Source organism: Microcoleus sp. POL10_C6 (assembly GCF_036701585.1).
In the GTDB taxonomy this organism is placed as follows: Bacteria; Cyanobacteriota; Cyanobacteriia; order Cyanobacteriales; family Microcoleaceae; genus Microcoleus.
In genome coordinates, this window is sequence record NZ_JAUBRB010000109.1 from 1 (window position 1) to 6,553 (window position 6,553).

Consider the following 6,553-nt stretch of genomic DNA (forward strand, 5'->3'; position numbering starts at 1 on the left):
TATATTTAACTCACCTTGAATATATCGATCGCTCCTGCTAGTGGTCTGCGATCAATTATTCAGCAAACCCTAGTTAAGAATCAGATTCTTGTTTCACCGCAGATGCACGCAGATAAACGCGGATTTAAGGTTTATCTGCGAGGGACGCAAGTTTATTTTTGCTTAGCCGCAGCTTTTTTCTTGGCTTCTTTTTCTGCTTTTTTAGCTGCTTTTTCTGCTTCAAGTTTGGCTAACTTGGCTAGCTCTTTTTCTTCAGCTATTTTATCGAGATAGTAGTGGTAATCTCCCAAATAAGGGCGAAACTCTCCGTCTCGAATCTCGACTATTTTGTTAGCGACTTGGGAGATGAAATAGCGATCGTGCGAAACGATAATTACGGTACCGTCATAATTCTGAATCGCCTCTTCCATCATCTCTTTCGCCGGAATGTCGAGGTGATTTGTCGGTTCGTCCAAAATCAGCAAATTCACGGGAGTCAACAGCATTTTTGCCAAAGCTAGGCGGGCTTTTTCGCCGCCGCTTAAAGCGCCAACCTGTTTGAATACTGTCTCGCCCGTAAATAAGAAACGGCCCAACAAAGTCCGAACTTCTTCATTTTTCCAGTCGGGAACTTCGTCGTGAATGGTTTGCATCACGGTTTTATTCAAATCTAAGGCCTCTGCCTGATTCTGTTCAAAGTAACCGGGGATGACGTTGTGACCTCCCAATTTGACCGTACCTTCAGTCGGCTTTTCCAAGCCCATAATCATCCGCAGCAGGGTGGATTTGCCCGCGCCGTTGGGGCCGAGAAAGGCAATGCGATCGCCCCTTTCAATTAATAAGTCGGCTCCCAAAAATAGGATTTTTTCGCCGTAGGTGTGTACCAAATCTTCAATTATTGCTACTTCGCGACCGCTGCGGGGTGCGGGGGGAAAGCGGAAATGCAAAGTTTTTAATCCGCCGGTGGGGGCTTCGATGCGTTCGATTTTGTCTAACTGTTTCTCGCGGCTTTTGGCTTGGGTGCTGCGAGTGGCGCTGGCGCGGAATTTTTCAACGAATGCTTGCTGTTTTTCGAGTTCTTTTTGCTGGCTTTCGTAGGCGCTGAGTTGGGCTTCTCTGGCTTCTGCTTTTTGCAGCAGGTAGGAGGAGTAGTTGCCGAGGTAGGTGCTGGAAACACCGCGTTCGGTTTCGACGATTTGCGTGCAGAGCCGATCGAGAAATTCCCGGTCATGGGATACGATTACCATCGGGGTTATTAGCCCTTTCAGGTAAACTTCCAGCCATTCGATGGTTTCTAAGTCGAGGTGGTTAGTAGGTTCGTCTAGCAGCAGGATGTCGGGTTTTTGCAGGAGAATTTTGCCTAAACTCATCCGCATTTGCCAGCCACCGCTGAAGGCGCTGACTAATCGATCGCCGTCTTCGGGTTCAAATCCGATTTCGGGCAGAATTTTCTCGATTTGGGCTTCTAAACCGTAGCCGTTTAAGCCTTCAAATTGCCGTTGCAGCCGATCCATTTTGTGGATCAGTTCGTCGAGATTTTCTGGGGTGGAGGCTTCCAAGTCTCGATGCACTTGCATCAGGGTTTCGTGGACTTCGTTGGCTTCGCTGAAGGCGCGCCAAAATTCTTCTCTGACGGTGCGAGTCGGATCTACTTCAAATTCTTGGGAGAGGTAGGCGATGTGGAGGCTGGCGGGGCGAATGACTTCGCCTGCGGTGGGTTCGATTTCGCCGGCGATGATTTTGAGTTGGGTGGATTTGCCGGCACCGTTGACGCCTACTAAGCCGATGCGATCGCCTGGCTTGACTTCCCAGGTGACATCTTTGAGTACGACGCCTGTGGGGTAAATTTTACTGATGTGTTCGAGTCGCAGCATTGTTGTGGGGACTGGGGAAGGGCAGGTTTAGCGGCGGATGGGATGCCGGCGCTGAGGTCGAGTTAATCTTAACAAATTTTAATTATATTTAGTGTATTGCCATATTTTGATTTGGTAGGAGTTACGCGAAGAAACGGGGTTCTCTGAAAAATCGCAGATTCTGGGCTAGAGATATAGGAAGAAACCCGGTTTCTGGCCTCGATGTGGGTTCAGGACTATTTGGGTGGGGCGATCCTCTTCGAGGGCTTCGCTAACGGGCGATCGTGTTGTTTCAGATTGAATTTCTCGCATAATGGTTGAGACTTCTGCACATTCAGGACTTACGCACGAACGCTATATATAGCGTACCCTCTTCCCAGACTAACTAGAGCGATTCCTGACGCTACCCCGGGCTAGAAAATCGCTTGAACTATTGCTAGATTTTATATTTTTTATTTTTTTTATAAGATTTTTTTCTGGATGGAGGGGACTTAAGAGAAAAGCTTGGCTGTAAAATAGCAGACGAGCAAAAAAATCTATTGCGTATGAAATTTACTACGCTTGACTACTGTCAATATTTACGCTCGCAGTCAAATTAATTATACGGTGACCAATCTGGCTGACCATCTCAAGCGGTGCAGCCACGATACTATTAATTTATTATTAAAAACTGAAAAAATTACTTCCCGGATGCTTTGGAAGCAAGTTAAGCTGATTATCCAAACTGATGAAGGAGGTTATCTTTTATTTGACGACACAGTTATTGATAAAAGATTTGCCACTAAAATCGAGCTGACTCGCCGACAATATAGTGGAAACGAAAAACGGGTAATTCGGGGGATTGGTCTAGTTACTTGCATCTATGTCAATCCCAAAAAAGGGCTTTTTTGGATAGTGGATTACCGCATTTATGACCCTGATGGAGACGGAAAGACTAAACTAGACCATGTAGAAGATATGCTCAAAGGTATAGTCTATCACAAGCAATTGCCTTTTGGGAGCGTCAGCCATGGATAGTTGGTATGCTACAAAAGATTTAATGCTGTTGATTGATAGCTTGGGTAAGTTTTACTACTGTCCGCTTAAAAGAAATCGATTAGTTGATGATACAGGAGGGGTAGAAAAGTACAAACGAATTGAAGATTTAACGTGGAGTAATGCTGAAAATGAGTCAGGTAAAATTGTAAAAATTAAAGGATTTGCCAAGCTTAAAAAAGTGAAATTATTTCGGGTAGTTGCCTCAAACGGTGACACGGAATATGTTGCTACCAACGATATGTCTCAGTTTTCTACGGATGACGTTAAAGATTTATGCGCCAATCGATGGAAAATTGAGGAGTTTCACAGAGAACTGAAACAACTGACTGGAGTTGACAAGTGCCAGTGTAGAAAAGCCCGGATTCAAAGAAATCATATTGGGTGCGCTATTCTAGTCTGGCTGAGGTTAAAATACCTCGCCAATCAGATGAATTTGACTATCTATCAACGATAAACTTGGACTGTTATCAGACTATTTAAGTCGGGAACTACAAACCCCCACTCTTAAGATGACCTTGGTCTAGTTTGGGCTTTTATATTTCAATTTCCTGGGGTTGATGAGCGTGGGTTTTAAAGCTGTATCCAGTCCGAAAGGCTTAGCCTTCTCTCTTAAGCCAAACCCTACATATAGCGTTCATGCGTAAGTCCTGACATTATAATAGTCAGTGTCAACCTCGATCACAAAAGAGAGTGATCGTGCCAGCAAGAGGCATTTATCATCAAGTTGTCAAACAGGCTCTCATTAAGGCTGGCTGGACAATTACCCATGATCCGTATCCCTTGGCTTGGGCGAAGAGAAACCTATCGATATTGGTGCCGAACAGCTATTAGCTGCTGAGAACAACGAGCGCAAGATAGCCGTTGAAGTTAAAAGTTTTATCAGAGAGTCGAGAATTGCAGATTTAGAGCAAGCTTTGGGTCAATATACTCTTTACTATGACATCTTAAAACGGACGGAATCCGAAAGACAACTGTATCTTGCTATGCCACTAAATGCTTTTACAGAGCTTTTTGAAGGAGAAAAATCTCTCAGATATTGCTAGATAATAACCGCCTAGATTGGTGGTTTTCAACCAAAAAATAGAGTAAATAGTACAATGGGTACCTTAAATAATTATCGCAAATTTGTTAATCAGCTTCTGACTGAATACGCTGAGATTCCCGTTTGTGACAGTGGGACTCAAAATTAAATAATTTTTGATTTGGGAAATGACCGTTATATGTTAATAAATATAGGTTGGTTGAATGAGCAGCGTATTTACCATTTCGTGATTTATATTGATATTATTGACGGTCAGGTGTGGATTCAAGCAAATAATACCGATCGCCTGATTGCTGAGGAGCTAGTTGCAGCGGGAATTCCGGCCAAATCAATTGTTTTGGGGCTTCAACCGCCTGATGTTAGACCTCATACTGCTTATGGAGTGCTACTAGGGAGCAGCAGCGAGAATCTTTGAAAGTATGATGGAGTGGAAGCGATTTGAGTGGGAAGGCGAGTCCCTACGGGATAGCTTCGCTTCACGTACTTCAAAAACTTTTAAAGCAGGCGATAGGAGAAGGTTGTAGAAAAGTGAGGGTGAGAAGGTGCTAGCTTTTAGGAGTGAAAGGGCGATCGTAATTCAATCTCATGTTTTCTACAAGTGTGTCAATAAGTTTATGTGACCAGGATTTTGACTACACAGCAATACCGCAATCTGACAAACGCTTTAATAAATTTAGTACAATAAGATTATTGATTTTATTTTCCCTTAACCCAGGATATCCTCCTGCCGGGTTCGCTGTGGGAAGATGTCCATATGGAGCCTGGATTGAAAAAGTAAGATGTTATAACTACTTTTTAGACCACTACTGCCGTCATCGTAAGGAGCGTACCATCCTATGAGTTTATTAAAGTTACTTTCTAATTCCATTTCTTTCTTCATCTCTTCATAGTAATTTCCTTGTAGACGAAGCAGAATAAATAGTGCATCCTCTCGTATTCCTAACAGAATTCGCCTTTGTACACTCAACCCAAAGCGACCATTGCTATATTTAAGCCAAAGTCGATCTATAGTACAAATGTCTTCACAGGGGGTGTGTTTAGCAGTTACAGCACTTCCGGATGTTATGAGGTACAATAGAATCAACTAAAAATAATACACCAATGAAAGCATATTCAGTAGATTTGCGAACAAAAATAGTAGCAGCTCATCCAGGGTAAGCGCACCTCAAACGCAGTTGCCATCTAGGTTGTAGGACTGCTACTTTGAGAGAGTTCAGGGAGTGCTGCGACTAATACCTTCACCATATAGTCATCGCTCATCGCAGCCAGTCTCGTTTTCTGGACTAAACTGCGTTTTTTGCCTGTGGATTCTCGATTGAGGGCATTGAGGGCGAACCGTCGTAAAACCGCCAGGTTCTGGGGACCGTGCATCGACCGCACCCGACAGGCATCTTCACCAAAGGTGACATCGAGAACCCAATGTTGGGAGTTCTCAATGCCCCAGTGCTGTCGAATGGCACCGCCAATGCGCGGGTTATCGGCGTCCAGACTCGTGAGGTAAAACTGGATCTCATGGGTGGTTTTATGCCACAACTGACGGGTTCGTTCAACGATGACAATGGTCCGCAATCCTACCCAGCCATCGGCTTCATGCACTGAGGCAAAGGCGTTCAGGGGAATGGTCCACACCTGCCGCTTTTCGATGCGGTGATGGCCGGATTCCACCGTGTAGTCTGCACTTTTGGGTAAGGTGTTCTCAATCTGGGCCGTCTCAAACCAGGTCTGAACTTGCTGGAAGAGGGTCGGATGATTCTTTTTTAAACAGAGGATGTAGTCGGCGTTTGCCCCTTGAATCTGCGCTGCAATCGTTTTTTGAGTGCCCATGGCATCCAGGGTGACAATGCAGCCTGTAATATCCAGCAGTTCGAGCAAGGCGGGAATAGCCGTGATTTCATTGGATTTATGCCGGACTTTCGTTTGACCTAAGACCAAGCGATGGTCTGCGGCCCAGGCACTGACCAAATATAAGCACTTTTTTCGATTGTGGCGATCATAGGAACCCCTCAGTTGCTTGCCATCAATGGCAATGACTTGAACGCCGAGGTCCGTGACTAAGGTGCGAACCCAGTTCTCGAACGTGGCTTCCATCTGTTTGGGGTGAAGACGTTCCATCACCCGCCGAAAGGTATCTGGGCTGGGGATGCCATTGGGTAGTGCCAAGAAGGTCCAAAGCCAAGCTTGTTTGCCGCTGCCATAGAGTTCCATCGCTTCCCAGCCTTGTCCGCCTGCAATTGTGGAGAGAATCGCAATGATGAGAATATCGGATAAATGATGCCATTGTCCCCGTTCGACGGGCGGGATCTGCGACTGATTTGAAACAATCTACTAAGCCTTGGCTTAAGGCTGATATTTCTAAGGGAACCGCACGAGGTGTGGTCAGTTCAACAGCGGGCGCAAATCCTTGAGACATAACGGGAACCAAGATGTGGGAACATCCTCCAGTGTCACCTTGTGTCAGCCTCCAAGCGGGGAAATCTCACAAACCTTTAGCATTGCACCTTTAATTTCAGGATCTGGCTTATTAATCTGTATCCTGAGCTACTATTTAACGTGCGCTTACCCTGGCAGCTCATCAAGATCAGAAGCTGTCGATCAGAAAAACAGCAGCGATATTTTCCGTCAGTAAAAGCTCTTTTCAAAA

Annotated in this window: 3 protein-coding genes and 3 pseudogenes; 3 read left to right on the forward strand and 3 right to left on the reverse strand. The window is 45.1% G+C overall.

What is annotated here, in order from left to right; all coding sequences use genetic code 11:
* Positions 1 to 152: 152 nt before the first annotated feature.
* A complete protein-coding gene (locus QUA34_RS29515; RefSeq protein WP_333322835.1) occupies positions 153 to 1,853 on the reverse strand; it encodes an ABC-F family ATP-binding cassette domain-containing protein in 1,701 nt (566 codons plus the stop codon).
* A 524-nt stretch (positions 1,854 to 2,377) separates the two neighbouring features.
* Between QUA34_RS29515 and QUA34_RS29520 the strand changes: the two are divergent.
* From QUA34_RS29520 to QUA34_RS29530, 3 genes and pseudogenes are all read left to right on the forward strand, one after another.
* Positions 2,378 to 3,394: pseudogene (locus QUA34_RS29520) on the forward strand (IS701 family transposase).
* Between the two features lie 172 nt (positions 3,395 to 3,566).
* Positions 3,567 to 3,913: pseudogene (locus tag QUA34_RS29525) on the forward strand (element excision factor XisH family protein).
* 177 nt (positions 3,914 to 4,090) lie between these two features.
* Positions 4,091 to 4,327 carry an element excision factor XisI family protein gene (locus QUA34_RS29530; protein ID WP_333322832.1) on the forward strand — a complete coding sequence of 79 codons (237 nt, stop codon included), beginning with the start codon at positions 4,091 to 4,093 and terminating at the stop codon, positions 4,325 to 4,327.
* Positions 4,328 to 4,618: 291 nt separating this feature from the next.
* On the opposite strand, the gene QUA34_RS29535 is transcribed toward QUA34_RS29530, so the two are convergent.
* Positions 4,619 to 4,996, reverse strand: a complete 378-nt coding sequence (locus tag QUA34_RS29535; RefSeq protein WP_333391013.1) for a GUN4 domain-containing protein — start codon at positions 4,994 to 4,996, stop codon at positions 4,619 to 4,621.
* 98 nt (positions 4,997 to 5,094) lie between these two features.
* A pseudogene (locus tag QUA34_RS29540) lies at positions 5,095 to 6,322 on the reverse strand (ISAs1 family transposase).
* Positions 6,323 to 6,553 lie beyond the last annotated feature (231 nt).

What these genes read in the sequence shown, in the direction of transcription:
- QUA34_RS29515 (WP_333322835.1), bottom strand. Translation starts at nt 1,853, where the DNA reads ATGCTGCGACTCGAACACATCAGTAAAATTTACCCCACAGGCGTCGTA.
- QUA34_RS29530 (WP_333322832.1), top strand. Translation starts at nt 4,091, where the DNA reads ATGTTAATAAATATAGGTTGGTTGAATGAGCAGCGTATTTACCATTTC.